At 71.9% G+C, this 26,247-nt stretch carries 24 protein-coding genes and 2 pseudogenes; 13 read left to right on the forward strand and 13 right to left on the reverse strand.

The window, feature by feature from the left end:
• Window positions 1-12 precede the first annotated feature (12 nt).
• Genes ABIE67_RS42365 through ABIE67_RS42375 form a run of 3 tightly spaced genes read left to right on the forward strand, consistent with a single transcriptional unit; the run spans window position 13 to window position 3,856 of the window.
• Entirely contained in the window at window positions 13-951 is a 939-nt protein-coding gene (locus tag ABIE67_RS42365) for a carbohydrate ABC transporter permease (RefSeq protein WP_370266892.1), read from the forward strand.
• Complete coding sequence (locus tag ABIE67_RS42370; RefSeq protein ID WP_370266893.1) at window positions 948-1,766, forward strand: carbohydrate ABC transporter permease; 819 nt, start codon at window positions 948-950, stop codon at window positions 1,764-1,766. The genes ABIE67_RS42365 and ABIE67_RS42370 overlap by 4 nt, the downstream gene beginning before the upstream one ends.
• A 29-nt stretch (window positions 1,767-1,795) precedes the next feature.
• Complete coding sequence (locus ABIE67_RS42375) at window positions 1,796-3,856, forward strand: beta-galactosidase (RefSeq protein WP_370266894.1); 2,061 nt, start codon at window positions 1,796-1,798, stop codon at window positions 3,854-3,856.
• 1 nt (window position 3,857) lies between these two features.
• On the opposite strand, the gene ABIE67_RS42380 is transcribed toward ABIE67_RS42375, so the two are convergent.
• The 6 genes and pseudogenes from ABIE67_RS42380 to ABIE67_RS42405 form a co-directional block, all read right to left on the reverse strand.
• Complete coding sequence (locus ABIE67_RS42380; protein WP_370266895.1) at window positions 3,858-4,721, reverse strand: hypothetical protein; 864 nt, start codon at window positions 4,719-4,721, stop codon at window positions 3,858-3,860.
• Window positions 4,722-4,837: 116 nt separating this feature from the next.
• A complete protein-coding gene (locus tag ABIE67_RS42385) occupies window positions 4,838-6,031 on the reverse strand; it encodes a CaiB/BaiF CoA transferase family protein (RefSeq protein ID WP_370266896.1) in 1,194 nt (397 codons plus the stop codon).
• Between the two features lie 33 nt (window positions 6,032-6,064).
• Entirely contained in the window at window positions 6,065-7,408 is a 1,344-nt protein-coding gene (locus tag ABIE67_RS42390; protein ID WP_370266897.1) for an MFS transporter, read from the reverse strand.
• A 3-nt stretch (window positions 7,409-7,411) separates the two neighbouring features.
• Window positions 7,412-8,701 carry a DUF5825 family protein gene (locus ABIE67_RS42395; protein ID WP_370266899.1) on the reverse strand — a complete coding sequence of 430 codons (1,290 nt, stop codon included), beginning with the start codon at window positions 8,699-8,701 and terminating at the stop codon, window positions 7,412-7,414.
• Between the two features lie 106 nt (window positions 8,702-8,807).
• Window positions 8,808-9,347: pseudogene (locus ABIE67_RS42400) on the reverse strand (RiPP maturation radical SAM protein 1); the annotation flags it as partial.
• A 218-nt stretch (window positions 9,348-9,565) separates the two neighbouring features.
• Window positions 9,566-10,024: a MarR family winged helix-turn-helix transcriptional regulator gene (locus ABIE67_RS42405; RefSeq protein WP_370266900.1), complete on the reverse strand. Its 459-nt coding sequence runs from the start codon at window positions 10,022-10,024 to the stop codon at window positions 9,566-9,568.
• A 209-nt stretch (window positions 10,025-10,233) separates the two neighbouring features.
• On the opposite strand from ABIE67_RS42405, the gene ABIE67_RS42410 reads away from it, so the two are divergent.
• Window positions 10,234-10,587 (forward strand): hypothetical protein, encoded by a 354-nt coding sequence (locus ABIE67_RS42410; RefSeq protein ID WP_370266901.1) that lies wholly within the window; start codon window positions 10,234-10,236, stop codon window positions 10,585-10,587.
• 48 nt (window positions 10,588-10,635) lie between these two features.
• On the opposite strand, the gene ABIE67_RS42415 is transcribed toward ABIE67_RS42410, so the two are convergent.
• Window positions 10,636-11,661, reverse strand: a complete 1,026-nt coding sequence (locus ABIE67_RS42415) for a helix-turn-helix domain-containing protein (protein ID WP_370266902.1) — start codon at window positions 11,659-11,661, stop codon at window positions 10,636-10,638.
• Between the two features lie 169 nt (window positions 11,662-11,830).
• Window positions 11,831-12,817, reverse strand: a complete 987-nt coding sequence (locus ABIE67_RS42420; protein WP_370266903.1) for an alpha/beta hydrolase — start codon at window positions 12,815-12,817, stop codon at window positions 11,831-11,833.
• Window positions 12,818-13,066: 249 nt separating this feature from the next.
• Here ABIE67_RS42420 and ABIE67_RS42425 point away from each other — a divergent pair, with 249 nt between their 5' ends.
• Window positions 13,067-14,035: a TerC family protein gene (locus ABIE67_RS42425; RefSeq protein ID WP_370266904.1), complete on the forward strand. Its 969-nt coding sequence runs from the start codon at window positions 13,067-13,069 to the stop codon at window positions 14,033-14,035.
• Between the two features lie 111 nt (window positions 14,036-14,146).
• Window positions 14,147-15,028, forward strand: a complete 882-nt coding sequence (locus ABIE67_RS42430) for an LLM class F420-dependent oxidoreductase (RefSeq protein ID WP_370266905.1) — start codon at window positions 14,147-14,149, stop codon at window positions 15,026-15,028.
• Between the two features lie 35 nt (window positions 15,029-15,063).
• Here the strand turns inward: ABIE67_RS42430 and ABIE67_RS42435 are convergent, their stop codons facing one another.
• Window positions 15,064-15,294 carry a hypothetical protein gene (locus ABIE67_RS42435; RefSeq protein WP_370266906.1) on the reverse strand — a complete coding sequence of 77 codons (231 nt, stop codon included), beginning with the start codon at window positions 15,292-15,294 and terminating at the stop codon, window positions 15,064-15,066.
• A gap of 124 nt (window positions 15,295-15,418) precedes the next feature.
• Between ABIE67_RS42435 and ABIE67_RS42440 the strand changes: the two genes are divergently transcribed.
• The gene (locus tag ABIE67_RS42440; RefSeq protein ID WP_370269475.1) at window positions 15,419-16,324 is read left to right on the forward strand and encodes a LysR family transcriptional regulator; all 906 of its coding nucleotides are present in this window, start codon (window positions 15,419-15,421) and stop codon (window positions 16,322-16,324) included.
• Between the two features lie 60 nt (window positions 16,325-16,384).
• Here ABIE67_RS42440 and ABIE67_RS42445 read toward each other — a convergent pair whose 3' ends face one another.
• Window positions 16,385-16,948: an NAD(P)H-dependent oxidoreductase gene (locus ABIE67_RS42445; RefSeq protein ID WP_370266907.1), complete on the reverse strand. Its 564-nt coding sequence runs from the start codon at window positions 16,946-16,948 to the stop codon at window positions 16,385-16,387.
• Between the two features lie 98 nt (window positions 16,949-17,046).
• Between ABIE67_RS42445 and ABIE67_RS42450 the strand changes: the two genes are divergently transcribed.
• The 4 genes from ABIE67_RS42450 (at window position 17,047) to ABIE67_RS42465 (ending at window position 21,549) form a co-directional block, all read left to right on the forward strand.
• Window positions 17,047-17,724, forward strand: coding sequence for a TetR/AcrR family transcriptional regulator (locus tag ABIE67_RS42450; RefSeq protein WP_370266908.1), 678 nt, complete (start codon window positions 17,047-17,049; stop codon window positions 17,722-17,724).
• 58 nt (window positions 17,725-17,782) lie between these two features.
• Window positions 17,783-18,817 carry a LacI family DNA-binding transcriptional regulator gene (locus ABIE67_RS42455; RefSeq protein WP_370266909.1) on the forward strand — a complete coding sequence of 345 codons (1,035 nt, stop codon included), beginning with the start codon at window positions 17,783-17,785 and terminating at the stop codon, window positions 18,815-18,817.
• 86 nt (window positions 18,818-18,903) lie between these two features.
• Window positions 18,904-20,082, forward strand: a complete 1,179-nt coding sequence (locus tag ABIE67_RS42460; RefSeq protein WP_370266910.1) for a 4-hydroxybenzoate 3-monooxygenase — start codon at window positions 18,904-18,906, stop codon at window positions 20,080-20,082.
• 30 nt (window positions 20,083-20,112) lie between these two features.
• Window positions 20,113-21,549 carry a benzaldehyde dehydrogenase gene (locus ABIE67_RS42465; protein ID WP_370266911.1) on the forward strand — a complete coding sequence of 479 codons (1,437 nt, stop codon included), beginning with the start codon at window positions 20,113-20,115 and terminating at the stop codon, window positions 21,547-21,549.
• A gap of 21 nt (window positions 21,550-21,570) precedes the next feature.
• Here ABIE67_RS42465 and trxA read toward each other — a convergent pair whose 3' ends face one another.
• Window positions 21,571-21,957 (reverse strand): thioredoxin, encoded by a 387-nt coding sequence (trxA, locus tag ABIE67_RS42470; protein WP_370266912.1) that lies wholly within the window; start codon window positions 21,955-21,957, stop codon window positions 21,571-21,573.
• 130 nt (window positions 21,958-22,087) lie between these two features.
• Between trxA and ABIE67_RS42475 the strand changes: the two are divergent.
• Window positions 22,088-23,522, forward strand: a pseudogene (locus ABIE67_RS42475) (NAD(P)/FAD-dependent oxidoreductase).
• Window positions 23,523-23,597: 75 nt separating this feature from the next.
• On the opposite strand, the gene ABIE67_RS42480 reads toward ABIE67_RS42475, so the two are convergent.
• The gene (locus tag ABIE67_RS42480) at window positions 23,598-24,245 is read right to left on the reverse strand and encodes a peptide deformylase (RefSeq protein ID WP_370266913.1); all 648 of its coding nucleotides are present in this window, start codon (window positions 24,243-24,245) and stop codon (window positions 23,598-23,600) included.
• A 160-nt stretch (window positions 24,246-24,405) separates the two neighbouring features.
• Here ABIE67_RS42480 and ABIE67_RS42485 point away from each other — a divergent pair, with 160 nt between their 5' ends.
• Window positions 24,406-25,827, forward strand: a complete 1,422-nt coding sequence (locus ABIE67_RS42485) for a PepSY-associated TM helix domain-containing protein (protein WP_370266914.1) — start codon at window positions 24,406-24,408, stop codon at window positions 25,825-25,827.
• Between the two features lie 68 nt (window positions 25,828-25,895).
• Here ABIE67_RS42485 and ABIE67_RS42490 read toward each other — a convergent pair whose 3' ends face one another.
• Entirely contained in the window at window positions 25,896-26,243 is a 348-nt protein-coding gene (locus tag ABIE67_RS42490) for a tetratricopeptide repeat protein (protein WP_370266915.1), read from the reverse strand.
• Between the last annotated feature and the right edge of the window lie 4 nt (window positions 26,244-26,247).

Below are 26,247 nucleotides of genomic sequence, written 5' to 3' on the forward strand. Positions count from 1 at the left end.
GGACCCACCCAGATGACCACTGCCCTGGCCGGCCAGAACCCTTCCACCCGTGACCGCGCGGGTGAGACGGACACCGCCCGGCGCCGCAAGCAGTCCTGGGCGCCGTACCTCTTCATCTCGCCCTTCTATCTCCTCTACGTCCTGTTCATGCTGGTCCCCGTCGTGGTCTCGCTCTGGCTGAGCCTCACCGAATGGGTCGGCCTCGGCACCCCGCACTGGGTGGGCCTGCGCAACTACCGGCTCCTCGCCACCGACATCAGCTTCCACCGCGCCCTCGGCAACACGGCCGTCTTCGTCCTCGTCGCCGTCTGCGTCGTCGTGCCCCTCGCCCTGCTGATCGCCCAGGCCCTCAACACCCGAGGCCTGCGCGTCCGCGACCTGTGGCGCACGGCCTACTTCGTGCCCGTCGTCGTCTCCCCGATCCTCGTCGCGCTCATCTTCGGCCTGGTCTTCGACCGGCAGTTCGGCCTCGCGAACTCGGTGCTGCGCGCCCTGTTCGGCACCGGCGGCGTCGACTGGCTGGGCGATCCGAGCCTGGCCAAGGTGAGCATCGCCCTGGTGATGCTGTGGCGCTGGACCGGCTACCTCACGGTCTTCTTCCTCGCCGGACTCCAGAACGTGCCGAGGGAGTTGTACGAATCCGCCTCCCTCGACGGCGCCGGACGCCTGCGCACCTTCACCAACGTCACCCTGCCGGCGCTCAAGCCGGTGACCGCCTTCGTCGTCGTGACGTCCTTCATCGGCGCGGCCCAGATCTTCGAGGAGCCGTACCTGCTGACGGGCGGCGGGCCGGCCGAGTCGACCCTCTCGGTCACGATGTTCATCTACCGGGCGGCCTTCCAGCGCCAGCAGTTCGGCTACGCGGCCGCGGCAGCCGTCGTGCTCTTCGTCGTCGTCTTCGGGCTGAGCCAACTCGTCAACCGCCTCCTCGGCATCGGGAGGGCCTCATGATGCGCACCCGAGTGCCGCTGTACGGCGTACTGGTCCTGCTGGCGGTGGCCTTCCTCGCGCCCCTCCTGTGGGCGCTGAGCGGCTCGTTCAAGCCGCGCGGCGACATCTTCGCCTACCCGCCCAGGCTGATCCCCGACCCGTTCACCCTCGACAACTACCAGCGCCTGTTCTCCGGACAGCCGTTCTGGCGCTGGTTCCTGATGAGCACGGTCGTCGCCCTGACCGCCACCGTCGTGTCCGTCTTCGTCTGCGCCCTGGCCGGCTACGGCTTCGCCAAGTTCCGCTTCACCGGCCGACGACTGCTGTTCGGCGTGATGTTCAGCTCGCTGTCCATCCCGTTCGCGGTGATCCTCGTGCCCCTGTTCGTGATGCTCGTCAAGACCGGGCTGGGCAGCCCGTGGTTCGCGCTGATCGTGCCGTGGGTGGCGCCCGCGTTCGGGATCTTCATGATGCAGCAGTACATCGTGCAGTCCATCCCGGACTCCGTGCTGGAGGCCGCCCGCATCGACGGGGCGGGCGAGTTCGGCATCTTCCGGACCATCGTGCTGCCCCTGCTGCGCCCCGCGCTCGGCGCGCTCGCCGTCTGGCAATTCCTCCAGAGCTACAACAGCTTCCTGTGGCCGTTGGTACTGGTCTCCGACAGCTCCCAGTACACCCTGCCGCTCGGCCTGCAGACCCTGTTCGTCTCGGAACAACGCCAGTACGACCTCGTCCTCGCTGGAGCGGTCCTCGCCGTCGTCCCCGCCGTCGCCCTCTTCGTCCTGCTGCGCAAACAGCTCCTCGAAGGCCTGTCCACGGGCGCCGTCAAGGGCTGACGCCCTCTCAACCACCGTATAGGAGAAGGATGTTCGCGCTTCCGCCCCGTGTCCTGTTCGGCGCCGCCTACTACCACGAGTACCAGCCCCACGAGCGGCTCAAGGACGACCTCGACCTGATGGCCGAGGCCCGTTTCACCGTGATCCGGGTCGGCGAGTCCGTCTGGTCGACCTGGGAACCGGAGAACGGCCGGTTCGACCTCGACTGGCTTCAGCCGGTGCTGGACGGCGGCCACGAGCGGGGCATCACGGTGATCCTCGGGACGCCGACGTACGCGGTGCCGCCGTGGCTGGCCCGGCAGTACCCGGAGATCGCGGGGGAGTACCGCACCGGCGTCCGCCACGGCTGGGGTGCCCGACAGGAGGTCGACTTCACCCACCCGGCGTTCCGCTTCCACGCCGAGCGGATCATCCGCAAGATCGTCGGCCGCTACGCCGGCCACCCGGCGGTGATCGGCTTCCAGGTCGACAACGAACCCGGACTGCACCTCTTCCACAACCACGGGGTGTTCCAGCGCTTCACCGACGACCTGCGCGAGCGGTACGGCGACGTCGAGACCCTCAACCGCGAGTGGGGCCTCGTCTACTGGTCGCACCGGCTGTCCACCTGGGCCGACCTCTGGACCCCCGACGGCAACGTCCAGCCGCAGTACGACCTGGCCTGGCGGCGCTTCCAGGCCCGGCTCACCACCGAGTTCATCGCCTGGCAGGCGGAGATCGTGCGTGAGTACGCCCGCCCCGGCCAGTTCGTCACCACCTGCATCTCCTACGACCGCCAGGGCGTCGAGGACGACAAGCTGACCGAGCGGCTCGACGTCACCGCGGGCAACCCGTACTACACGATGCAGGACGCCCTCGCCCTGCCCGACCGGAACCGCGCCGGCCAGGACTGGACGACCAACGGCACCTGGGCGCTCTACCGCAGCGCCGACCGCATGTACTCCTCCCGCCAGGAGCCGTTCCTGGTCACGGAGACCAACGCGCAGGCCATCAGCTACCCGTGGAACAACCGCCCCGCCTACGACGGCCAGTACCGCCAGGCCGCCTGGGCGCTCATCTCACGCGGCGCCTCGATGATCGAGTACTGGCACTGGCACACCCTGCACTTCGGCGCCGAGACCTACTGGGGCGGCGTCCTCCCGCACAGCGGCCGCCCCGGCCGCGTCTACCGCGAACTCGCCGCGCTGGGCAAGGAGTTGGAGTCGGCAGGCGACCTGGTGGCGTCCCTCACCCCGGACGCCGACGTCGCCTTCCTCTACGACGGTCCGAGCAAGTGGGCGCTCCAGGCGCAGCCACCCCTGGCCAAGCCCGACGGCGGCCCGGACGAGCGGTCGTACGAGACCGTCTTCGACGCCTTCTACCGGGGCGCCTTCGACGCCGGCCTCCAGTCCCGCATCCTCCACCCCGGCCAACTCCCCGACATCGCACTGCCGTCGGTCCTCATCGTTCCCGCCTACTACGCGGCCGACGACGCCGCCCTGGACCGGCTGAAGGCCTACGCCGAGCAGGGCGGCCACCTCGTGCTCGGCCCCCGCACCGCCTACGGCGACCACGAGGCGCGCGCCCGCACCGACGTCCAGCCCGCGCGCCTCGCCGAGGCGGCCGGCGTGACGTACGACGAGTTCAGCAACCTGGACGGCCCGCTCCCCGTGACCGGCACGGGCGCCCTCGCCCTCCCGCCCGAGGCCCACGCACTTCACTGGGCGGACGGTCTGCAACCGCAGGGCGGCGCCGAGGAGTTGGCGCATTACGAGCACCCGCACTTCGGTCGCTGGCCCGCCGCCACCACCCACCGCCACGGCGCCGGCCGCATCACCTACGTCGGCACCGTCCCGAACCCGGCCTTCGCCAGGGCCCTGCTCCAGTGGGCGGCCCCGGCCGCCGACGCCTGGCGCCCGGCCCACCCGAGCGTCACGTCGACCTCGGCCCGCTCTCGGGACGGTCACCGGGTCCGCTTCCTGCACAACTGGTCGTGGGAGCAGGTGACCGTCCCCGTGCCCGAGGCCGTACGAGACGTGCTGTCGGGCGCCCTGTACCCGGCTGAAGTGCTCCTGGGAGCCTGGGATGTGAAGGTCCTCCAGGAGCAGTGACTCAGTCCGTGCCCCGCACCGGACGGCCCGTGAACGCGTCCAGCAGGATCCGGTCGCCGAGCGGGCGGTCCAGTTCGACCTTCACCTCCTTGGCCAGCAGCTGGAGCGTGCAGATCCCGTCGCTGGTTCCGACGATGTGGCCGGACAGGACCACACTGCCGTCCGTCTCCAGCACGTCCACGGCGGGTCCGTCGTCGCACGCCCCGTGGTGGGCCAGCACGGTGACGGACCTGCCGTCCGCGGCCACCTCGACCAGCTTGTTGAGTTCCCACAGATCGTGGCTGACTTGGCCGACCGGCCCGATGGGCGACTTGGGCGGCTTCGACGGGGCGAGGGCGACCCGCTTGAGCGGGGTGTCGTAGCCCTTGATCGTGAACAGCCAGGCCGGGACGGTGGCCGGGCCACGGCTGGTGGCCAGCGTCGTCTCGCCCAGCTTCGCCCCGGTCACCGTGAGACGCGGCGCGGGGGAGTCGTCGCGGTCCAGCTGCTCGTACGCCTCCCGCGCCCCCAGCAGCGGCATCGTGAGCGAGTCACCGTCCTGCCAGGTCACCTTCGCATCCTTCCCCGGGGTCTTCGGGAGGTCGCCGCGCAGCACGAAGTTCTGGCTGAGGTAGGCCTCCTTGTCGGTGTCGTTGTGGAAGGCGTCCTCGGGCAGTTGCACCGGGTCGGCCATCGGGTAGTAGCCCTCGCGCCAGATCTCGGCGGCCGGTGAACCGTCCCATGCCCCGGCCACCTTCAGGGCGCGCGGCCTGGTGTCCGGAGCCGGCTCGGATTCGTCGGCGCCTGCCGCGCCGGCGCCGCATCCGGCGGCGAACAGGCCCAGTGCGGTGAGCATCCGGACGGTGCGTGAGGTGGTCGTACGCATGGATCCCCCCGAGCGGACGGCGAAGAGCGGGTCGGGGCGGTGCAGGGACCGCCCGACACTGTGACGCACGGACGGCGCTCGGGGTTCGACCGGGATTCGGTCGGTTCAGATGTCGGTCAGATGACGGCGTCGGCGCGCAGGGCCTCGATCTCGGCCTCCGTGCTGCCGAGTTCGGTGAGGATGGCCTCGGTGTGCTCGCCCGCCGCCGGTACCGGGTCCATGCGCGCGGGCAGGCCGGCGAGGTCGGCCGGCGGGAGCAGGGCCTCCACCATCGCCCCGCCGGGTACGGCGATGTCCCGCCAGCGGCCGCGCGCGGCCAGGACCGGATGGTCCAGGAAGGCGGCGACGTCGTTGACCCCGGCGCAGGCGATGGCGATGGACTCCAGGTCCTTGAGGATCTCCTCGGCGTCGGAGCGGGCGCAGCGCTCGGCCACGATGGCGTTGAGCTCGTCGCGATGCGCCACCCGCGCCGAGCCCGTGGCGAACCGCGGGTCGTCGGTCAGGTCGGGCCGGCCCAGGAACTCCGCGCACAGGGCGGTCCACTCACGCTCGTTCTGGATGGAGAACAGAATCTCCTTGCCGTCGGCGGCCGGGAAGGCGCCGTAGGGCGCGATGGTGGCGTGCTGGGTGCCCAGCCGCGGGGGCTGGCTGCCGCCGTACCGGGTGTAGTAGGCGGGCTGGCCCATCCACTCCGCCAGCGCCTCGAACAGGGACACCTCGACCGGATGGGTCCTGCCGGTGGTGGCGCGGGTGTACAGGGAGGTGAGGATGCCGCTGTACGCGTACATCCCGGCGGCGATGTCGGCCACGGAGATGCCCACCCTGGCGGTCTCCTCGGGGGTGCCGTTCAGCGACACCAGTCCGGTCTGGCACTGCACCAGCAGGTCGTACGCCTTGCGGTCGGCCCACGGCCCGGACGTGCCGTACCCGGAGATCGTGCACGGGATCAGCCGCGGCCACCGCTCGGCGAGCGCCTCGACCCCCAGGCCGAGTCGGTCGGCCGCGCCCGGCGCGAGGTTCTGCACGAACACGTCGGCGCCGTCGAGGAGCCGGTCGAGGATCGCACGGCCCCGGGGGTCCTTGAAGTCCAGCGAAACGCTTTCCTTGGATCGGTTGAGCCAGACGAAATAGCTGGAGGTGCCGTGCACCGTCGTGTCGTACCGGCGGGCGAAGTCCCCGCCTCCGGGCCGCTCCACCTTGATCACGCGTGCGCCCAGGTCGGCGAGCTGCCGGGTGGCGTAGGGGGCGGCCACGGCCTGTTCGAGGCTGACCACCGTGATGCCGGACAGGGGAAGCTGCGACGCGATCATACGGCCCAGTTGTACGACCCGGCCCGAGCGCTGTCAATGGCGCTCCTGTCCCTCTTGACCTGCGCCTTTCGCCGAACCGCCGGGACCGGTCGGCGAGGCCTCGGGCCCGTCCTCGACGCCCTGCGCCCCGTTCGCCGCTCCCGTCGCCTCCGCCGCTCGCCCCGGCAGCCACAGCGTCGCCGCCGACAGCAGCGCGAAGCCCGCCGAGGCCACCAGAACCGGCACGTTGCCCAGCCAAGCGGCCAGCGCCCCGCCGCCCAGCGCCCCGACCGGCACCGTCACCAGCAGGGCGGCCTGCACGAACCCGGCGACACGCCCCTGCAGCTCCTGCGGTGTCACCAGCTGCTGCGTGGTCGTCATGGAGATCGCCCACACGGTGGCGGCGATGCCGTAGCACACCTGGTACGCGAACAGCAGCGCGAAGGCCCACCCCAGGGACGCCGCCGGGATCAGGAAGAGCGCCACGCCCGCCGCCGGCGCACACAGCCGCGTGGCCGCCCACAGCCCCGTCGACCTCGCGAACCGGCCCGCGACGAGGATTCCCACCATGGTGGCCGCGCTGTGGACGGCGTACACCGTGCCCAGCTGCCAGGCGGGCAGCGACAGGTCGTCGGTCGCGTAGAGGACGAAGAGCGCGGTGGCCGCGCCGCTGCCGAGGTTGAGCCCGGCGGCCGACAGGACCATCCGCCGCAGCTGCCACTCGGCCCGGACGACGGCGAAGCCCGCCCGCAGCGCGGCGAGCGGCGACTCCCGGCCCGAACCCCTGGATCCGACCGGAGAGTCGAGGGAGGCGGGCAGGGCGAGCAGCAGCAGTGCCTCGACGGCATAGGCCGCGCTGCCGGCCAGCAACGCGGGGCCTGCCCCGAGCAGCCCGACGAGGACGCCGCCGAGGGCGGGGCCGCCGACCTGGCCCGTCGTGCGGGCCGCCGTCAGCGCGGAGTTGGCGCGCAGCAGCTGCTCCGTCGCGACGACCCGGGGCAGTGCCGCCTGGAGGGCGACCGACAGGGTGAAGGTGAGGGTGCCCGACAGGACGGCGACCGCGTAGAGGTGGACCCAGCCGACGTGCCCGAGGGCGTCGGCGAGCGGGACCGAGCCGACGACGAGCGCCTGGAGCCCGGTCGCCACGAACACCAGCCGGCGCAACGGCATCCGGTCCACGAGCAACCCGGCCAGGGGACTCAGCAGGGCGCCGGGCAGATAGGTCAGGGCGAGCAGCGCGGCCGCCCCGAGCGGCCCGGCGCCCAGTCCGGTCACCGCCAGCAGGGCCAGCGCGAGGGTGGTCGTCTGGCGGCCGACCGAACCGGCGATCTGCTCGCCGCACAGCAGCAGGAAGGGCCGGTGCCGGCGCAGCGGCCGGTCGACCGGTGCGGTGCCCATCGTTCAGATCCCCGTGGCGGGGACGGGCCAGCGCCGGATCCGGGGCGGCAGGGCCACCACCCACCCGTCGGTCACCAGGGCGAGCCGTTCGGCGGCCAGCAGCCCGACGGCCTCGCGGTGCGCGGCGCTCAGCTCACGCAGGGGCGAGGGCTCCAGCACGGTCTCGAACGCGGAGAGCAGATCGGCATGATCGAGGGTGAAGCGCGCCGAGGCGGCACGATCCCTGCGGCCCATCACGGTGACGAAGCCTGGCCCACGCCGGTAATAGAGCATCCCGTAGGCATGCCCGGCCCGCCAGCTGCTCAACTCCCCCCGTTCACCGGGACTTTCGACCGGCGGTGGCAGATGGCGCAGCAGGGTCATGTCGTACGCCGGTTCCTCGTACGACGGCCGCCAGCGAACCCGCAGGCCCACGCCCTGGCACTCGCGCAGGAACCGCACCGCCACCGCGGTCGCGCGCCCTCCCGCCCCCAGCGGCAGCGGTTCGGTCACGTCCACGAGGCGACCGTTCCGGAGGTGGGTGACGTCGAGTGGCAGGCCGGAGGTCATCCGGTCACCGCGGGGGGAGGGTACGACGTGCTCCGCGAGCGGCTCGTGTTTGCCCGCCGGGAGGTCGCGGGTGGGCAGGGCGACATACGTCCGGCCGTCCTGGAACAGCAACCTCAGGGACAGGGCGTGCGTGAGCCACTCGCTCAGCGCCTCCGCCGGGACCGTGTGTCCGTCGTCGGCCAGCAGCCGGTGGAGGGCCGGCTCAGTGCGCCCGTCCTCCAGCCGCCGCAGCGCGACCGCCTGCCACCCGGCGAAACGGTGGGTGCGGTGCGGCAGGCCGTAGCGCCGGTCGCGCACGACGACGCCGTCCGCGTCCTCATCGTCCACCTCCATCACCAGCGACGACTCCGGATACCCGACGATCCACTCCTCGACGGCCTGCTGCAGGGCTTCCTCGACCGTGCCGTCGATGCCGGCGTCCGGGGTGTCGAAGAGGTAGACCAGATCGGCCAGTTCGCGCTCGGGCAGGTCGTACACATGCCGGTACATCTCGGCGGGCCGGCGCTCGCGGAAGCCCAGGCCGGGATCGGTGAAGTGCGGGCTGAAGCGTTCGAGCTGGATGCGGTGGGCGCCGCTCGGCGGCTGGAGGTGGACCAGCGCCGGGAGTTGGGCGACGACCGGTGCGTAGTCGTCGGCGGTCTCGCCCGGGAAGCCGTACAGCAGGTTCCAGGAGCAGGTCAGCGAGTGGTTCTCGCACTCCCGGAGCGTACGGACGTTGCGGGCACCGGTGACCCCCTTGGCCATCAGGTCCAGGACCCGGCACGGGCGGTGTGCCCTCGTCCAGGTGGTGCAGGAGGGCAGGGAAGGCGTACTCGCCCTCGCCGCGCACGACGTGGTCGACGAAGCGGTGGTTGCGGTGCAGGGCGTGGCCCATGGGGCCGTCGCAGTTGCTGCCGCCGAAGACGACGGTGAGCCGCGGCCTGCGGCGTTTGAGTTCCCGGGCGAGGGCGAGCGAGGGCACGTTCTGCATGAACGTGGTGGTGAACCCGACGACGTCCGGTTCCCGGGCCAGCATCTCCGTCGCGCACTCCGCGACGAACGCGGCCGCGTGCGCCCGCATCGCCAACGCGGTGTCGACGGCGATCCCGTGCCGTCGCGCGTAGTCACGCAGTCGGACCACGCCCCAGTCGGGGTCGTCGTACAGCACGCCCGAGAAGACCCAGTCGCCCAGGCCGTGGAAGATCGAGTCGCTGCCGACCGACACATAGTCGCCGGGCCGCAGCGCGCCGCCGGAGCGATCCAGCAGGAACTCCGCCCAGCGCAACGAGCCGTGCAGTTCGTGCACCTCGTCCTCCGGGCGGGACTGCCGCAGCAGCCGGTGCAACAGGCCCACCTGGAGCGAGGGGAGATCGATCGGATGCCAGGGCATGGTCACCAACTGGACGCGCATGCCGGGCCGGCCCGTCAACGCGTGGGCCGCTTCTCCACGACTCGCGGCACACGGTGCGTGCTCTCCTCCTCGCGGACCACGACCTTCTTTATCTCCATACCGCGCCCCCTCGTGTGTCAAGTCGCCTGTCGCACAAGGGCGTTCACGATACGAATCGATGCGTCTGTGACACAAGAAGTCTTTGAGGCAGAAGAGTTCGAGCGCGGAAGAGGGCGTGCTCAGGCCGGTACGCGGAGTGTCTCCACCGCCCGGACCAGCGGGGCGAGTTCGGGGTTCTTCGCGGCTTCGTCGAGGGCTTGGCGCAGGGCCTTGTCGTTGGTGGGGCGTGCCTCTTCGAGGAGGGTGAGTCCTGCTTCGGTGACGTCGGTGTAGATGCCGCGGCGGTCGGTGGGGCAGAGGTAGCGGGAGAGCAGGCCGCGGTCTTCCAGGCGGGTGACGAGGCGGGTGGTGGCGCTCTGGCTGAGGACGACGGCGTCGGCGACCTGCTTCATCTGCAGGTGGCCGCCTTCGCCGTCGTGCTGGCGGCTGAGGACGTCGAGCAGGGAGTACTCGCGCACGCTCAGGTCGTGCCCGGCCTGCAGGGCCCGCTCGATGTGTGCCTCGATCCTGCCGTGCAGCAGGGAGAGGGCGCACCAGCCCTGGGCCAGCGCGGTGAGCGCGGGATCTGTGGCGGTCATGGCGCCGGTCTCCTGTCCCGAGGTGAGTGACGTCCAGGATATGGCATGCGCGAAATTTCCGGCGATCGCTCATATCGCGCGCATGCAAGTACGGGCTTCCAGAATCTCCGTGGCCCCGATCCCCCGCCGCCGCTAGGGTCCTGGCACCCCCGACCAGCCGCGAGCGCGGCAACGACCCCGCGGCAACCACTCACGGAGAGCGACTACTCATGACCAGCCGGCGCCCGACCACCACCCTGTGGCGACCCACCGGGCCCACGGAGCTGGACCTGGTGCGCGAGCTGGACTGGCGCGCCTGGCCGCCGCGGCTGCCCGAGCAGCCGATCTTCTACCCGGTGCTCAACGAGGAGTACGCGGTGAAGATCGCCCGGAACTGGAACGTCAAGCACGACGGCGCCGGCTTCGTGACCCGGTTCGAGGCCGAGTCGGAGTTCCTGAGCCGGTACCCGGTCCAGCAGGCGGGCGGCGAGACGATTCTCGAGCTGTGGGTGCCCGCCGAGGAGCTCGACGAGTTCAACGCGCACATCGTCGGCACGATCGAGGTGGTGCACGAGTTCCGGTGACCCCGGCTCGCGCCGGTGCTCCCGCCCCTGTCCCCGCAGGTGCTCTCGCTACTGCTCGCGTGTGCCTTCGCTACCGTTCCGCTGGTTCCGCACCAGATGCCGCATCGCCAGGGCCAGACCCAGCCGGAACCGGCCCTGGGGAGTGCGCAGCGGCCAGCCCAGCAGGTGCTCGGCGTGCGCGAGCCGCTGCTGGAGCGTGGAGTGGTGGACGTTGATCTCGGCCGCCGCCGCCCGCAGGCTCACCGTCGCCGCGACGGCGTGCAGCGTGGTGAGCAGCCAGGGCGCGGCCGCCGCGGCCGCCTCCAGGGCCCGCACGTCGGGCGGCGGCTCGGCGCCCGGTACGACGAGGTCGGCGAGGAGCGCGACATCGCCCAGTTCGTCGGCGTGCACGACGCCGGGGCCCGGATCCTGCGCAGTGCCCTCGGCCGTGAACCGGAGCGCGACGCGGGCCTGTGACCAGGAGCGCGGCAGTTCGAGCACCGGAACCACGGGGCCTACGCCCACCCGGCCCACGGGCGGCTCGGCGTCCCCCTGCGCGGGGACGATCCGGGGGCGGCCGTCGAGCGGGGCGAGGACGCGGGCCGGTGCGGCGGGGTCGAGCCCCAGCCGACGGGCCGCGTGCAGCCGTGCCGCCTCCGGAGCCGTGGCGTCGAGAACGGTCTCGACCAGCGCCGGATCGTCGGCCGGCGCCCGCCCGCGCGTCCGGTCGAGAACGAGCCGTACGGCAGCGGCGGCCCGCTCCAGGATCACCGCGTCGACGACACTCGGCTCCGCCTCCTGAGCCCGCTCCAGCCACAGCGCGGGAGCGCCGCCCGGCGTCAGCGCGGCGAACGGCCACGCGGGATCCGGCGGCACCTCGCTCTCCCGGCGCGTCCCGTCGGCCTCGACCCGCACATGCACACGCCGGTCCGCGTCCATGAGCCGCGCCGGCACCCCGGCCAGCACGGCGGCGCCGCGCACCAACGCCTCCAGCCCGGCCCGGGACTCGCCGAGCCGATCGAAGTAGGCGATGACACGGACGGCGGCCCCGGCATCCGGATCGAGCGCGGTCAGGCGTCCGGCCAGCTCTTTCATAGGCCCATGGTGCGGTATGCGGTCAATCGGCGGGGAGGGCCGTGCAAGGGGTGCGGGGCGGTGTCGATGTCGCGGCTCGGCCGCGTGGACGCGACGAGCCACGAACGACCCGCACCCGCGCCTGCACCGCACGTGCACCCGAGAACCCGGCAGACGAGCCGGCGGTGTCTCAGTGGCTCAACAGCCGCCTCAACCACGCCAGATGCGCCGCGCGGCACGCCTGCGACAACGCCGCCTGCGGAGCGAACCCGTCGAACCCGTGGAAGCCACCCGGCCACACATGCAGCTCGGCCACCCCACCCGCCTGCCAGATCCGGGAGGCATAGGCGACGACCTCGTCACGGAAGGTCTCCGCGGAGCCGACGTCCAGGAAGGCCGGGGGCAGCCCGGACAGATCCTCGGCACGGGCCGGCGCCGCGTACGCGGGGACGTCGGGCCCGCCACGGCGCTCACCGAGCAGAGCCGTCCAGCCGGTCTCGTTCGCCGTACGGTCCCAGACGCCCAGACCCGCCATCTGGTACGTGGAGGGGCTGTCGTTGCGGTCGTCCAGCATCGGGCACATCAGCAGCTGGCCGATCAGCTCCGGGCCGCCACGGTCCCGGGTGAGCAGGGCCAGTGCCGCGGACAGCCCGCCGCCTGCGCTCGCACCGGCGACGACGATCCGCTGCGGGTCGGCATCGAGCTCGGCGGCGTTCTTCGCCGTCCACTCCAGGCCGGCGTACACGTCCTCGATCGGCGCGGGGTGCGGGTGCTCGGGCGCGAGCCGGTACTCCACGGACACCACGACCGCGTCCAGCTCCCTCGCCCAGACCAGGGCGGCGTCGACGCCGACGCGGTTGTTGCCGAGGACCATGCCGCCGCCGTGGACGTGGTAGATCACGGGCCGCGGACCCGCGTCCGCCGGGGCGGCGGGCCGGCAGATCAGCAGGGAGATCTCGGGGGCGCCCGCCGGGCCCGGCACCGTCCGGTCCTCGACCTCGAAGAAGCCGTCCAGGGTCAGGTCCAGCTCGGCCAGCATCTGGATGCCCGGGCCCTGGCGGATGTCGGCTATCTCGTCCATCGCGAGGCCGGGCGAGATCACGTCCTTGATGAGCTCCAGGGCTGCGGCGAGCTCGGGATCGAACGGGGGCGGGACCGGCGGCGGGACCTGGCTCATGGCTTCTCCTCACACGGGGGCACCTGCGTGCCCGGCGGCTCTGCGGCCATGATCTGCGTACCGGCCCCGGCCGGCGGGCCGCCGTTCGGCGGAACCTGCCCGCCGTCCGGCGGGTGACAGGCCCGTGACCAGGGGCTTCCAGCACATGACCTTGCCAGGACATGACCCTTTGTTCACCTGTTGTGGGTGGAAGGGACGACCTCCGGCCACAACGCTGTCAAGGCCCCACCTGCACCAGGAGTACTACCAGTGAACGTCTCTCTCTCCGTCTGGCTCCTGACCATCGTCGCCCTGTGCGCGTTGGTCGCCGTGGACTTCTTCATCGGTCGCAAACCCCACGACGTCTCCCTCCGGGAAGCGGGGACGTGGACGATCGTCTGGGTCGTCCTGGCCTGTCTGTTCGGCGTCGGCCTGTACTTCTACGGCGGCGGCGGGCCCACGGGCGAGTTCTTCGCCGGGTACATCACCGAGAAGTCCCTGAGCGTCGACAACCTCTTCGTCTTCGTCCTCATCATGGCGAAGTTCGCCGTGCCCTCGCAGTACCAGCAGCGCGTCCTGATGGTCGGCGTGATCATGGCCCTCGTGCTGCGGGCCGGCTTCATCGCGGCCGGCGCGGCGATCATCTCCACGTTCTCCTGGGTGTTCTACCTCTTCGGTGCCTTCCTGATCTGGACCGCCTGGAAGCTCGTCCAGGACGCCCGCAAGGAGGAGCACGAGGAGGAGTACCAGGAGAACAAGCTGCTGAAGATGGCGGAGGAGCGCTTCGGCGTGGCCGACCGCTACCACGGCACCAAGCTGTTCATCACCGAGAACGGCAAGCGGATCATGACCCCCATGCTGGTCGTGATGCTCGCGATCGGCTCCACCGACGTCCTGTTCGCCCTGGACTCCATCCCCGCCATCTACGGGCTGACCCAGGACCCGTACATCGTCTTCACCGCCAACGCCTTCGCCCTGATGGGCCTCAGGCAGCTGTACTTCCTCATCGGGGGCCTGCTGAAGAAGCTGGTCCACCTCAGCTACGGCCTGTCGATCATCCTCGGCTTCATCGGCGTCAAACTCGTCCTGCACGCGCTGCACGAGTCCGGCGTCCACGTCCCCGAGATCAGCATTCCCTTCTCCCTCGGCTTCATCGTGCTGGTCCTGGCGGTGACGACGGTGACGAGCCTGCGCGCTTCGAAGAAGCAGGAGCAGGCGAAGGTGGAAGACCTGGCCTAGGCCTGTCCGGCCCTGGCGGGCGGGCGCCGGCCCCTTGACTTCGAGAGCGCTCCAAGTCCTAGCGTCGTCCGGGTCGCTGAAAGTCCGGGCGGACGCGAACGGAGACAGGACATGCGGGTCGGCGTGCACATCAACCGGTTCGACCATCCCGGGGGAGGCCCCGCGCTCGGCGCCGAACTGGCCGCCGCGGGCGCTGCCGCCGAGGCGGCCGGGGTGAGTTGGCTGTCGGTGATGGACCACTACTTCCAGATGGAGTTCAACGACCGCGCCGAGGACCCCATGCTGGAGGCCTACACGACTCTCGGCTTCCTCGCCGCCCACACCTCCACGGTCCGCCTCGGCGCCCTGGTGACCGGCGTGACCTACCGCCACCCCGGTCTGCTCGCCAAGATCGCCACGTCGCTCGACGTGCTGTCCGGCGGCCGGGCCACCCTCGGGATCGGCGCTGCCTGGTACGGGCGGGAGCACGAGGGGCTCGGCGTGCCGTTCCCGCCGGTCGCCGAGCGCTTCGAGCGGCTGGAGGAGACCCTGCGGATCTGCCTCCAGATGTGGGCCCCAGAGGCCGACGGCCCCTTCGAGGGCAAGCATTACCGGCTGACCGAGACCCTGTGCGTGCCGGCGCCGGTCAGCTCCCCGCACCCCGAGATCATGATCGGCGGGGGCGGGGAGAAGAAGACGCTCCGGCTGGTCGCCCGCTACGGCGACGCCTGCAACCTGTTCGCCACCTCGCCGGACGAGGTCGGGCACAAGCTCGACGTCCTGCGCGGCCACTGCGACACCGAGGGGCGCGACTACGACGAGATCCGCAAGACCGTTCTCTACATGGGCGAGGCGGCCGCCGAGGGCGACCTCGACGCCTTCACCCGGGACATCGCGGGCTACACCGAGCTAGGCATCGACACGGTGATCCTCGGCCCGCGCACGGGGGAACCGGCGGCGTTCATCGAGAACTTCGCGGCTCCGGCCGTGCGGCGGCTGGCCGGGCTCGACTGACCCGGAAGGTCACGTCATCGGCAGGGCGGGTTCGGTCATCGGCAGGGCGAGTTCGCCGGTGCCCCCGTGGAGGTCCCGGAGGGCCGGCTGCGGGAGACGACGCGCATGCCGCGGGCGTCCACGCTGCGGACCTGCAACGAACCACAGGCGCACCGCGTCCACACCGTGCTGCCCGCCGCCGTAGTGTGCCGGGACACCATCTGGTAGGGCTCGGCGCCGTCGGGCCACCCGCAGTGCGGGCAAGCGGTGCCGGTCGTGCTGGTCATGGCAACTCCTCGTACCTCGGTGGCTGGTCGTGCTGGTCGATCGCCGCGACACAACCAAGGGTGCGGTGCGCCTTCGTGCACGTCCAGGTTGACTTTCCGGACGTCACCTTGAAGCGTGGACTTCATGATTGATCTGCGCCGACTGCACGTGCTGAGGGCCGTGGCGCACTACGGCACGGTCACCGGGGCCGCCCGCGCCCTGCACTTCACCCCGTCCGCCGCCTCCCAGCAGATCCGCCAACTGGCCCGCGACCTGGGCGTCGACCTCCTCGAACCGCAGGGCCGCGGAGTGCGCCTGACCGCGGCCGCCGAGAGCCTGCTCGCGCACGCCGACGCGATCGCGGAGCGCTGGGAGGCGGCCGAGCTCGACCTGCGCGCCGAGTACAGCGCCCCGTCGGGGCAGCTGCGCGTCAGCGGCTTTTCCACGGCCGTCTCGGTGCTGCTGGCGCCGATGGCCGTACGGCTGCGGGAGCGGCATCCGCAGCTGACCGTACGGATTCAGGAGACGGGTGTGCCGGGGAGCTTCGACCAGCTCTTCGAGGGGGAGGTCGACCTGGCCGTGGTGGAGGTCACCCCGCACAACCCGCCGCTGAGCGATGCGCGCTTCGACCAGCAGCCGCTGCTGGACGACCCGTACGACCTCGTCGTCCCCGACGGCCATCCGCTGGCCGGGCGCGGGCGCGTCGACCTCTCGGAGGCGGCGCGCGAGGACTGGATCGCGCCGATGCCGGACAGCCCCTGTCGCCCGCATGTGATGTCGGCCTGCGGGGCGGCCGGGTTCACCCCCGACGTGATCCATCACGCCCTGGACTGGAACGTCACCGCCCACCTGGTCGCTCACGGTCTCGGCGTCGCCCTGGTCCCGAGGCTGGCCCAGCTGACGCCGCACCTTCCCCTCACCCGAGTTCGCTGCGCGGGCGACCCGCACCGCAAGGTGCTCACCTGCACGCGCCGGGGCTGCCGGGAGCGCCCGGCGGTGGCGGCGGCGCTGGAGGAGCTGCGGGAGCTGGCCCCGACGGCGGTCGCGTGACCGACGCGCGGTAGGGGCCGGAGCGCTCGGCTCCGGCCCCTCCTGAAAGCTCGGTTCGGGTCAGGCCGCGACGGCCTCGCCCGCGTGCCCGTGGACGCGGGCGACGACCTCGGTCAGCTGCGCGGCGACCTCGGCGTCGTCGGCCGGGTGGGTCTCGGCGAAGCGGGTCACCGAGCCGGGGATGGACAGCTTGACGTCCTCCAGCACCTTCCCGCCGGCGATGCCCACGGCCTTGCGGGTCTCGTCCTGCGCCCACACGCCGCCGTACTGGCCGAAGGCGGTGCCGACCACGGCGACCGGCTTGCCGCCGAAGGCCCCGGCGCCGTACGGGCGGGACAGCCAGTCGATGGCGTTCTTCAGCACGGCCGGGATGGTGCCGTTGTACTCGGGGGAGAAGAAGAGGAACCCGTCGGCGGCCTGCGCGGCCTCGCGCAGCGCGGTGGCGGCGGCGGGGACGCTGCCCTCGACGTCGATGTCCTCGTTGTAGAAGGGGATCTCGGCCAGGCCCTCGAAGAGCACGACCTCGGCGCCCTCGGGAGCGAGCTTGACGGCCGCCTCGGCCAGCTGACGGTTGTGCGAACCGGCGCGAAGGCTGCCGACGAGCGCGAGGATGCGAACAGACATGCGAACTCCAAGATGCTGAAACACTGCCGTGACAATCCGGACCGGGGTCCGTTTAACTTCTAGCACCCTAACCGGACCGCGGTCCAGTTTCATTCCCGATGCTTTACGCTGGCTTCATGTCCGCCGTTCTGCCGCCCTTCCCCCAGTCGCCCCAGGAGCCTGTCGACAAGCCTCAGTTGCTGGAGGTCGGTTCCGCCGCCGACGAGCCCTGCCTGCGCGCCGACGCGGCCCGCAACCGCGCCCGGCTGCTGGAGGCCGCCGCCCGGTTGATCGCGGAGCACGGCGCGGCCGGCGTCACGATGGAGGCCGTGGCCGCGGAGGCCGGGGTGGGCAAGGGGACGGTCTTCCGCCGCTTCGGTGACCGCACCGGCCTGCTGACGGCGTTGCTGGACCACTCCGCCCGCAAGCTCCAGGCCGACTTCCTCGGCGGGCCGCCGCCGCTGGGCCCCGGGGCGCCCCCGGTCGACCGGCTGCGGGCCTTCGGCGTGGCGGTCCTGTACCGCGCGGCCGAGCAGCTGGACCTGCAACTCGCCGCCCAGCCGGACCCCACCCGACGCTACTCCCACCCCTCGGTCCGGGCGCTGCACACCCACGTCACCGTGCTGCTGCGGCAGCTCCTGCCGGGCGCCGACTGCGAGCTCCTCGCCCAGACGCTCATGTCGTACCTCGACCCCGCCCTGATCAACCACCTGACCAGGCAGTGCGGCATGCCCATGGAGCGGCTGGAGAAGGGCTGGTTCGACCTCGTCGACCGGGTGACGCGCACGCAGGCGTGAACGGGCGGGGACCCTAACCCGAGCCCTGCTCACAGGTTCTGCAAAGATGCGGTACGTCATGGTGCAGATACCGAAAACGCCCGCGCCCGCTTCCTCCGCACCGCGCTCGGTACCCACGAGCGCCGATGTGGCCCGCCTGGCCGGCGTCTCGCGCGCGACCGTCTCCTACGTCCTCAACAACACCAGTGCCGTCCGGATCAGCGAGCCCACCCGCCGCCGCGTCCACGAGGCCGCGAAGGAACTCGGCTACGTCCCGCACGCAGCGGCCCGCAGCCTGCGCGCCGGGCACAGCCGCATGGTCCTGATGCCCGCCCCGAGCTTCCCCGTCGGCCCCCTATACAGCCGGTTCCTCGGCGACCTCCAGTTGGCACTCGGCCGCCTCGGCTACACCGTCGTGCAGCACGGCAGCGTCGGCCTGCACGGCGACGAGGCAGCCCGCGCCTGGGCCGAGCTGCGCCCCGTCGCCGTCCTGGTGTCGGGCTCCGGCCTCGGCCCGAAGGGCGTGACGGTCCTCAAGCGCTCCGGCGCCCGGGCGGTGGTCTCGCTCGGCCCCGAGTCCGTCGAGGGCGCCCACGCCCTGCTGATGGACTACGAGGCCGTGGGGCACTGCGCGGGGCGCCACCTGTACGACCGTGGCCGGCGCCGCGTCGGCGTCGTCGTGCCCGAGGAGGACCGTCTGGAGGCCTTCTCCACGCCCCGCCTCGAAGGCGTACGGCGCGCCCTGCACGGCACGGACGCCACCCTGACCGAGCTGCCCCTCGCCTACACGGAGGAGTCCGCCGTACGGCTCGCCGCCCGCTGGCGCGCCCTGGGCCTCGATGCCGTGTTCGCCTACAACGACGAGTACGCGATGCTGCTGATGCGCGCCCTCCAGGACGAGGGCGTCCGCGTCCCCGCCGACACGGCCGTCATCGGTGCCGACGACCTGATGCTCGGACGCCTGCTGCGGCCCAGGCTGAGCACGGTCCACATCGAACTGCCGTCCGGCCGCGACCTAGCCGAGCTGGTCGACCACGCGGTGCGCAACCCCGGCACCGGACCCGAGACGCACAAGGTGCTGGGCGCGACGGTGGTGCACCGCGAGTCCAGCTGAGGCGGCGCGAGGCCGGCTGCGTCCCGAGGTCGGCTGAGGCGACACGGCTCCGCCCGACGTACCGTCGAAGCCAGGGAGGTGTCGCAATGCGCACGACGGTCGGCATCATCGGCGGTGGCCCCGCCGGGCTGCTCCTCGCGCGCCTGCTGCACCGCCCGGGCATCGACTGCGTGGTCCTGGAGGCCCGGACCCGGGAGTACGTCGAGCGGCGCCAGCGGGCCGGGATGCTGGAGCAGGGCACGGTCGACGCGTTGCACGAGGTGGGCGCCGCCGAGCGGCTGGCGGCCGAGGGTCTGGTGCACCAGGGCATCGAGCTGCGCTTCGACCGGGAACGCCACCACATCGACTTCCCGGCCCTCACCGGTGGCCGTACGGTCACGATCTACGCCCAGACCGAGATCGTGAAGGACCTCGTCGCGCTGCAACTCGCCGAGGGGCCACCGCTGTTGTTCGAGGCGGAGGCGCTCGCCGTCGAGAAGCCGGAGAGCGACAAGCCCGTCATCCGGTTCCGGCACGAGGGCCGCGAGCAGGCGCTGACCTGTGACTGGGTCGCCGGCTGCGACGGCTTCCACGGCATCTCCCGCGACGCCTTCCCGGCCGGGGCGAGCCGCTCCTATGCGCGCGACTATCCCCACTCCTGGCTCGGCATCATGGCCGAAGTGGCGCCGTCCTGCGACGAGTTGATCTACGCCCGGGGCGAACGCGGCTTCGCCCTGCACAGCATGCGCTCACCGACCGTCTCCCGGCTCTACCTCCAGGTCCCGAACGGCACCGCCCCGCACGACTGGCCCGACGACCGCATCTGGGACGAACTCGCCGCCCGCTTCGCGATCGACGCCGACTGGACCCTGAACCGCGGGCCCGTCACCGCCAAGTCCGTGACGGCGATGCGCGGTTACGTCCACGAGCCGATGCGGTACGGCCGGCTGCTGCTCGCCGGGGACGCCGCCCACATCGTCCCGCCGACGGGCGCCAAGGGCCTCAACCTCGCCGTGTCGGACGTACGGGTCCTGGCGCGCGGTCTCATCGAGCTGCACCGCGCAGGGAGCACACAACTTCTCGACAGATACTCCGAGTTGTGCCTTCGACGTGTGTGGCAGGTGAGCCGTTTCTCGGATGACATGACTAAGATGTTGCACGCTCAACCAGACGGGGATGCGTTCGACGACCGGATGCAGCTCGCACGTCTGCGCCGGATCACCGCATCCCGTCACGCCGCCGCCGAACTGGCGGCGAACTACTCGGGACTTCCGCTCCCCGTGTGAGTCCCGCCGGTGATCGAACGGAGAGTCGCAATGCCGTTGCTCGACCCGAAGGTCTGGCAGTCCAGCTCCCTGTCGGGAGAGGAGTACACCGTCACCGAGCCCGCCACCGGCGACTCGCTCGGCACCGTCACCCTGGCCGACGCCGAGGACGTCGGTACGGCCGCCGCGGCATCCCGCGCCGCCCAGGCCGAGTGGGCCCGCGTCCCGCACTTCGTACGCGCCGCAGTGCTGCGCAAGGCCGGTGACCTGTTCGCCGCGCACGCCGACGAGCTGCGCGAATGGCTCGTCCGCGAGTCCGGGTCGATCCCGGGCAAGGCCGACTTCGAGCTGCACGTGGCCTCCCAGGAGTGCTACGAGGCCGCAGCGCTCGCCTCCCGCCCGGCCGGGCACGTCCTGCCCAGCGAAGCGCCCCGGCTGTCGTACACGCGCCGGATCCCCGTCGGCGTCGTCGGCGTGATCTCGCCGTTCAACGCGCCGCTGATCCTCTCCATCCGCTCCGTCGCCCCGGCCCTCGCGCTCGGCAACGCGGTCGTCCTGAAGCCGGACCCGCGCACCGCGGTCTGCGGCGGTCTGTCCCTGGCGGCGATCTTCGCCGAGGCCGGTCTGCCCGAGGGGCTGCTGCACGTCCTGCCGGGCGGTCCGGAGGTGGGCCAGGCGCTGGTCGCCGACCCGCGCGTGCCCGTCATCTCCTTCACCGGGTCCACGGCCGCGGGCCGGGCCGTCGGCGAGGCCGCCGGGCGTCATCTCAAGCGCGCGCACCTGGAGTTGGGCGGCAACTCCGCCCTGATCGTGCTGGAGGACGCCGACATCGACGCGGTGATCTCCACGGCCGCCTGGGGCTCCTTCTTCCACCAGGGCCAGATCTGCATGACGACCGGCCGCCACCTGGTCCACCAGTCGCTGTACGAGGAGTACGTCGAGCGGCTCGCGGCCAAGGCCGACGCCCTCGCCGTCGGCGACCCGCACCGCGCCGAGGTCCACCTCGGCCCGCTCATCGACTCGGGCCAGCTGGGCAAGGTGCACGGCCTGGTGGAGGCCAGCACGTCCCGGGGAGCCAAGCTCGCCGCGGGCGGCACCCATGAGCAGCTGTTCTACCGGCCGACCGTGCTCGCCGGCGTCGACGACCAGACCCCCGCCTACACCGAGGAGGTGTTCGGTCCCGTCGCGCCGGTGCGCCCCTTCACCACCGCCGACGAGGCCGCCGCCCTCGCCGCGGCCGGCTCCTACGGCCTCTCCCTGGGCATCGTCACCGGGGACGCCGCCCGGGGGCTCGACCTGGCCGAGCGCATCCCGACCGGGATCGTGCACATCAACGACCAGACCGTGAACGACGAGGCCGTCGCGCCCTTCGGCGGCATCGCCGCCTCCGGCACCGGCGCCAGGTTCGGCGGCGAGTCCAACCTGGAGGCGTTCACCGACGTGCGCTGGACGACGGTGCGTGGTGACGTGGCGGCGTACCCCTTCTAGATCACAAGGATCGCGGTCCTCCTACTGGCCGTTCTGCTCGGCCTGCTCCTGCTGAGCGGCCACGGCCTTGTGGACCTCGTCCATGTCGAGCTTCCGGGCCTGCCCGATGACGTCCGCAAGGGCGGCCTCGGGCAGGGCCCCGGGCTGCGCGAACACGGCGACACGGTCCCGGACGATCATCAGCGTCGGGATCGACTGGATACCGAAGGCGGCGGCCAGTTCCGGCTGCGCCTCGGTGTCGACCTTGCCGAACACGAGATCAGGGTTCTCCTCGGCCGCCTTCTCGTAGACGGGGGCGAACTGACGGCACGGCCCGCACCAGGACGCCCAGAAGTCGATCAGGACGAACTCGTTGTCCGTGACCGTCTCATCGAAGTTCTCCTTGGTGAGCTCCATGGTGCTGCTCATGGCGTATCCCTCTTCCTGGTGTCGGGGCGAGGCCGTCGGCGACAACGCGGCCGTACGGCTGTGTATTCCGTCGTATCTCCGCGCGCGTACCCGTGTGGCCACGCCGCACACCACCCGTAAGACTGACCCCATGACGGAAACGGATTCCATCGCGTACGACGTCGTGGTGCTCGGGGCAGGGCCGGTCGGGGAGAACGTCGCGGACCGCACCCGTGCGGCCGGCCTCTCCACCGCGGTCGTGGAGAGTGAGCTGGTCGGAGGCGAATGCTCCTACTGGGCGTGCATGCCCAGCAAGGCGCTCCTGCGCCCGGTCATCGCCCAGGCCGACGCCCGCCGCCTGCCCGGCCTCAGCCACTCGGTCCAGGGCCCCCTCGACGCGGCCGCTGTCCTCGCCCGGCGCAACGACTTCACCTCGAACTGGCACGACGACGGGCAGGTCCAGTGGCTGACCGGCATCGGCGCCGACCTCTACCGCGGCCACGGCCGCCTCACCGGACCCCGGACGGTGGAGGTGACCGGCCCCGACGGCGTACGGCATGTGCTGACCGCCCGGCACGCCGTCGCCGTCTGCACCGGCAGCCGAGCCGTCCTCCCCGACCTGCCCGGACTCGCCGGCATCGAGCCGTGGACCAGCCGCGAGGCCACCGGCGCCCAGTCCGTGCCCGGCCGGCTGGTCGTGGTCGGCGGGGGAGTGGTCGCCACCGAGATGGCCACCGCCTGGCAGGCCCTCGGCTCCCGGGTCACGCTCCTCGTCCGCGGCAAGGGCCTGCTCAACCGCATGGAGCCCTTCGCCGGCGAACTGATCGCCGAGGCACTCACCGAGGCCGGCACCGACGTCCGCACCGGGACCTCGGTCGAGTCGGTGACCAGGGAGAACGGCACGGTCGTGGTCGTCACCGACCACGGCGACCGGATCGAGGCCGACGAGATCCTCTTCGCGACCGGCCGTGCCCCGCGCACCGACGACATCGGCCTGGACTCGGTCGGCCTGGAACCCGGCTCCTGGCTGGAGGTCGACGACAGCCTGCGGGTCACCGGCAGCGAGTGGCTCTACGCGGTGGGCGACGTCAACCACCGTGCCCTCCTCACCCACCAGGGCAAGTACCAGGCCCGCATCGCGGGGAGCGGCCATCGCCGCCCGCGCCTCCGGAGTCCCCCTCCTGGAGTCGGACCCGTGGAGCGCCCACGCCGCCACCGCCGACCACGCCGCCGTCCCCCAGGTCGTCTTCGCCGACCCCGAGGCCGCCGCCGTCGGCCTCTCCCTGGCCGAGGCGGAACAGGCAGGCCACCGCGTCCGCGCCGTCGACTACGACCTCGCCTCGGTCTCGGGGGCGTCCCTGTACGGCGACGGCTACCGCGGCCGCGCCCGCATGGTCGTCGACCTGGAACGCGAGATCCTCCTCGGCGTCACGTTCGTCGGCCCCGGTGTCGGCGAACTCATCCACTCGGCGACGATCGCGGTCGCCGGCCAGGTGCCGATCAGCAGGCTGTGGCACGCCGTCCCGTCGTATCCGACGATCAGCGAGGTGTGGCTGCGGCTGCTGGAGTCGTACCGCGACAACTGACGTACGGAGACAACTGACGTATGACGAACCGGCCGTGCGGCGGCGACGCCCGCCGTACGGCACCAACCGGCGTACTCAGACCGGCAGTTCGAAGCCGAGGGCCTTGGCCGCCTCATCCGGGGCCGGGTGGGCCCAGCGCTCGGCCATCGCCTGGTTCGAGGCGAGGGAGCGCAACTCGGCCCGGTCCAGGTAGAGGACGCCGTCGAGGTGGTCCGTCTCGTGCTGCACGATACGGGCGGGCCACCCCGTGAACACCTCGTCGACCGCGCGCCCGTGCTCGTCCTCACCGGTCAGCCGCACCTCGGCGTGCCGTGCCACCACCGCCTGATAGCCAGGGACGCTCAGACAGCCCTCGAAGAACGCGGCCCGGTCGGCGCCGACCGCTTCGTACGACGGGTTCACCAGCACCCGGAAGGGCTGCGGCACCCGGCCGCGCGTCAGCCGTACCTCCTCCGGCACCGGTGCCGGGTCCTCGATCACCGCGATCCGCAGCCCCACGCCGACCTGCGGTGCGGCGAGGCCCACGCCGGGCGCCGCGTGCATGGTGATCCGGAGGGCGTCGACGAAACGGGCCAGCAGTGCGGGGTCCAGTTGGCCGTCGAAGCGCTCCGTGGGGCGCCGGAGCACCGGGTTGCCGGCCGCCACGATGGGCAACGGGCCCTCGGCAGCGAGGAGTTGCTCGACCTGTTCGGCAAGAGGTGCGCGATCGCTCGGAAGTGCCATCGCGCCAGCATGCCATGGCACCCGAGTGACCCGCCGACTTCTGTGTGACGTACGCCACTTAACGGGTCTGGAACTCGACGGACCCTTCACCCGACTACTGGACCGCTAAGCAGAGACAGAAACGTCCCCGCTCCCCGTCCCACCCCCGGAGATGCCGCCGATGTCCACCGCTCCCCCGACCATCACGGAGGAGGCGACGCAGCCCGATTCCCCGGTGTCGTCGCCCCGCAGATGGGCACCGCTGCGCCCGCTGATCCTGCGTCTGCACTTCTACGCCGGGCTGTTCGTCGCGCCGTTCCTGCTCGTCGCCGCGGCCACCGGTTTTCTGTACGCCGCCGCGTTCCAGGCCGAGAAGATCGTGTACGCCCATGAGCTGACCGTCCCGGCCGGTGACGAGAAGCTGCCGATATCCGAGCAGGTCGCCGCCGCGCGCAAGGCCCACCCCGAGGGCGCGGTCTCGGCGGTACGGCCCTCACCGGAGGACGACGCGACGACCCGCGTCCTGCTGTCCGGCGTCAAGGGCGTGGACGCCGACCACACGCTGGCCGTGTTCGTCGACCCGTACACCGCCGAGGTGCGCGGCGCCCTCGAACAGTACGGCGCGACCGGCGCACTGCCGCTGCGCACCTGGATCGACGAGTTCCACCGCGACCTGCACCTCGGCGAGAACGGCCGCCTCTACGGCGAGCTGGCGGCCAGCTGGCTGTGGGTGATCGCGGGCGGCGGCGTGGTGCTGTGGTTCTCCCGCCGCCGCGCCCTGCGCAGGGTACGGGGCAGCAGCGGCCGCCGCCGTACGCTCGGCCTGCACGGCACCGTCGGCGTCTGGGCCGCTGTCGGCTTCTTCTTCCTCTCGGCGACCGGCCTGACCTGGTCGACCTACGCCGGCGCCAACATCGACGAGCTGCGCACCTCCCTCGGCCAGGCCACCCCGTCCGTCTCGGCCTCGGCGGGCGGCGATCACGGAGGCCACGGCGGCGCCGCCGCCACGGGTGGGAGCGGCGAGCACGGCGTCGGCCTCGACAAGGTGCTGGCGGCCGCGCGCGCCGAGGGCCTGGGCGATCCCGTGGAGATCGTGCCGCCCGCCGACGCCTCGTCCGCGTATGTGGTGAAGCAGGTGCAGCGCAGCTGGCCGACCAAGCAGGACTCGGTCGCGATCGACCCGTCCACGGGCGAGGTCACCGACGTGCTGCGGTTCGACGACTACCCGGTGCTCGCCAAGCTGACCCGCTGGGGCATCGACGTGCACACCGGGGTCCTCTTCGGCCTGGTCAACCAGATCGCCCTGATGCTGCTGGCGCTCTCGCTGATCGTGCTGATCGTGCTGGGTTACCGCATGTGGTGGCAGCGCGGCCGCGGCTCCGCCTTCGGCCGGCCCGTCCCGCGCGGCGCCTGGCAGCAGGTGCCCCCGCAGATCCTGGTCCCGCTGGTGGCGGTCGTCGCCGTGGTCGGCTACTTCGTACCGCTCCTCGGTATCTCGCTGGCCGCGTTCATCGTCGTGGATGTGGTGCTGGGAGAGGTGGCCCACCGGCGGGGGAAGCGGACGCCCGCGGAAGTCAACGAGCCGAGCCAGCTGAAGGGGTAAAGGACTTGGGGCCCGGTTCCGGGGGGAACCGGGCCCCGAGCATTGCCAGGGGATTGCTCGGGCATCGCTCAGAGCTGCTCGAAGTCACCCGCCAGCGCCGACGCGAGACGCATGTGCGGCTCCGCCTCCTCGCTCCGTCCCTGCCGCTGAAGGGTGCGGCCCAGCATCAGCCGGGCGTAGTGCTCCACCGGGTCGCGTTCGACGATGACCCGCAACTCGGTCTCCGCGCGCCGCAGTTGGGCCGAGTGGTAGTAGGCGCGCGCCAGCAGCAGCCGCGGTCCGGTCTGCTCCGGCACCTCCTCGACCAGCTTGCCCAGGACGCGCGCGGCGGCGGCGTAGTCCTTGGCGTCGAAGAACATCCGCGCGCGCTCCCAGCGCTCGGCCGCTGTTCCGTGGTCGTAGTACGTCATGTCCACTCCT

The sequence above is a fragment of the Streptomyces sp. V4I8 genome (genome assembly GCF_041261225.1).
In the GTDB taxonomy this organism is placed as follows: domain Bacteria; phylum Actinomycetota; class Actinomycetes; order Streptomycetales; family Streptomycetaceae; genus Streptomyces.

Excerpts from the sequence above, each read along its gene's own strand:
- ABIE67_RS42455 (WP_370266909.1), top strand. The coding sequence starts at position 17,783 with ATGGTGCAGATACCGAAAACGCCCGCGCCCGCTTCCTCCGCACCGCGC.
- ABIE67_RS42485 (WP_370266914.1), top strand. The coding sequence starts at position 24,406 with ATGTCCACCGCTCCCCCGACCATCACGGAGGAGGCGACGCAGCCCGAT.
- ABIE67_RS42420 (WP_370266903.1), bottom strand. The coding sequence starts at position 12,817 with ATGAGCCAGGTCCCGCCGCCGGTCCCGCCCCCGTTCGATCCCGAGCTC.
- ABIE67_RS42385 (WP_370266896.1), bottom strand. The coding sequence starts at position 6,031 with ATGATCGCGTCGCAGCTTCCCCTGTCCGGCATCACGGTGGTCAGCCTC.
- ABIE67_RS42450 (WP_370266908.1), top strand. The coding sequence starts at position 17,047 with ATGCTTTACGCTGGCTTCATGTCCGCCGTTCTGCCGCCCTTCCCCCAG.
- ABIE67_RS42445 (WP_370266907.1), bottom strand. The coding sequence starts at position 16,948 with ATGTCTGTTCGCATCCTCGCGCTCGTCGGCAGCCTTCGCGCCGGTTCG.
- trxA (WP_370266912.1), bottom strand. The coding sequence starts at position 21,957 with ATGAGCAGCACCATGGAGCTCACCAAGGAGAACTTCGATGAGACGGTC.
- ABIE67_RS42380 (WP_370266895.1), bottom strand. The coding sequence starts at position 4,721 with ATGCGTACGACCACCTCACGCACCGTCCGGATGCTCACCGCACTGGGC.
- ABIE67_RS42390 (WP_370266897.1), bottom strand. The coding sequence starts at position 7,408 with ATGGGCACCGCACCGGTCGACCGGCCGCTGCGCCGGCACCGGCCCTTC.
- ABIE67_RS42465 (WP_370266911.1), top strand. The coding sequence starts at position 20,113 with ATGCCGTTGCTCGACCCGAAGGTCTGGCAGTCCAGCTCCCTGTCGGGA.
- ABIE67_RS42480 (WP_370266913.1), bottom strand. The coding sequence starts at position 24,245 with ATGGCACTTCCGAGCGATCGCGCACCTCTTGCCGAACAGGTCGAGCAA.
- ABIE67_RS42410 (WP_370266901.1), top strand. The coding sequence starts at position 10,234 with ATGACCAGCCGGCGCCCGACCACCACCCTGTGGCGACCCACCGGGCCC.
- ABIE67_RS42460 (WP_370266910.1), top strand. The coding sequence starts at position 18,904 with ATGCGCACGACGGTCGGCATCATCGGCGGTGGCCCCGCCGGGCTGCTC.
- ABIE67_RS42435 (WP_370266906.1), bottom strand. The coding sequence starts at position 15,294 with ATGACCAGCACGACCGGCACCGCTTGCCCGCACTGCGGGTGGCCCGAC.
- ABIE67_RS42430 (WP_370266905.1), top strand. The coding sequence starts at position 14,147 with ATGCGGGTCGGCGTGCACATCAACCGGTTCGACCATCCCGGGGGAGGC.
- ABIE67_RS42395 (WP_370266899.1), bottom strand. The coding sequence starts at position 8,701 with ATGGCCAAGGGGGTCACCGGTGCCCGCAACGTCCGTACGCTCCGGGAG.
- ABIE67_RS42375 (WP_370266894.1), top strand. The coding sequence starts at position 1,796 with ATGTTCGCGCTTCCGCCCCGTGTCCTGTTCGGCGCCGCCTACTACCAC.
- ABIE67_RS42440 (WP_370269475.1), top strand. The coding sequence starts at position 15,419 with ATGATTGATCTGCGCCGACTGCACGTGCTGAGGGCCGTGGCGCACTAC.
- ABIE67_RS42415 (WP_370266902.1), bottom strand. The coding sequence starts at position 11,661 with ATGAAAGAGCTGGCCGGACGCCTGACCGCGCTCGATCCGGATGCCGGG.
- ABIE67_RS42370 (WP_370266893.1), top strand. The coding sequence starts at position 948 with ATGATGCGCACCCGAGTGCCGCTGTACGGCGTACTGGTCCTGCTGGCG.
- ABIE67_RS42365 (WP_370266892.1), top strand. The coding sequence starts at position 13 with ATGACCACTGCCCTGGCCGGCCAGAACCCTTCCACCCGTGACCGCGCG.
- ABIE67_RS42405 (WP_370266900.1), bottom strand. The coding sequence starts at position 10,024 with ATGACCGCCACAGATCCCGCGCTCACCGCGCTGGCCCAGGGCTGGTGC.